1 protein-coding gene is annotated in these 1,405 nt (G+C 74.8%); it reads left to right on the forward strand.

The features are described from left to right. The first annotated feature begins 40 nt into the window (after nt 1-40). Nucleotides 41-1,225 (forward strand): multidrug effflux MFS transporter, encoded by a 1,185-nt coding sequence (locus tag ACZJYS_RS24295; RefSeq protein ID WP_493180643.1) that lies wholly within the window; start codon nt 41-43, stop codon nt 1,223-1,225. Nucleotides 1,226-1,405 lie beyond the last annotated feature (180 nt).

Consider the following 1,405-nt stretch of genomic DNA (forward strand, 5'->3'; position numbering starts at 1 on the left):
CGCCTTGTCCATCTGTCCCGCCTTTGCCGGAATCCGCCTCATGCCGTCCTGGCTCCCGCTGCTCCTGGGCTTCCTGACCGCGATCGGCCCGCTCTCCATCGACATGTACCTGCCGGCCTTCCCCACCATCGAGGCCGAGTTCGGCGCGCCGCACGGCTCGGCCGAGCTGACCCTGGCGGCCTGGTTCCTGGGCCTCGCGGTGGGGCAGATCGTCCAGGGCAGCCTGGCCGACCGGCTCGGCCGGCGCCGGCCGCTGCTGGCGGGGCTGGTGGTCTACATCATCGGCTCCATCGGCTGCGCCCTGGCGCTGAACATCGAGGCGCTGGCCTTCTGGCGCTGCGTGGCGGCCTTCGGGGGCTCGGCCAGCATGGTGCTGCCGCGCGCCGTGGTGCGCGACCTGGCCGATGGCCACGCGGCGGCGAAGCTGATGTCGCGGCTGATGCTGGTGATGGGCGCGGCGCCCATCCTGGCGCCCAGCATCGGCGGGCTGTTCCTCGCCTTCGGCTCGTGGCGGCCGATCTTCTGGTTCAGCGCCGCCTATGCCGTCATCTCCGCCACCCTGGTCTGGCGCCTGCTGCCGGAGACGCTGCCGCCCGAGCGGCGCCTGCGCCTCGGCCCCGCCGCCATGCTGCTGCGCTACATCGCGGTGCTGCGCGAGCGCGGCTTCTACTCCCATGTCGCCATGGGCTGCGCGGCGATGTTCCTGATGTTCGCCTATGTCGGCGGCTCGGCCGCGGTGTTCGTCGGGCAGTACGGGCTGGCGCCCTCCACCTTTGCCATCCTATTCGGCGTCAACGCGGCGGGCTTCATCGTCGGCTCGCAGTGCAACCCGCCGCTGCTGCTGCGCTTCGGCGCCCGGCGGCTGGTGCGCGGCGCCTGCTGGGTGGTCCTGGCCGCGGCGGTCGTCATGGCGGCGCAGGCCTTCCTCGGCGTGCCGCACTGGCTCGGCCTGCTGGCGCCGGTCTTCGTCATGATGTTCGCCTCGGCGCTGGTGCTGCCCAACGCGGCGGTGGGCGCGCTCAGCCGCCACGCCAACCAGGCCGGCGCCGCCTCGGCGCTGATGGGCACGCTGCAATTCACCGTGGCGGGGTGCAGCGGCGTGCTGCTCAGCCAGCTGGCCGACGGCACGGCGCGCCCGATGGCCGCGCTGATCCTGGCCGGCGCCCTGGCGCTGGTGCTGGCCGAGCGGCTGCGGCCCGCCCCCGCCGCCGGGCGCGCGCGCTGAGCGCGCGCCTCACTCCCGCCTGAGGCGCCAGACGGCGTTGCCCACATCGTCGGCCACCAGCAGGGCGCCGTCGCGGGTGGGCAGCACGCCCACCGGGCGGCCGCGCGCCTCGCCCTCCGGCGTGCGGAAGCCGGTGAGCAGTTCCACCGGCGCGCCCTCCGGCCGCCCCTCGCGGAACGG

It is taken from the genome of Roseomonas sp. TS2 (assembly GCF_058833935.1).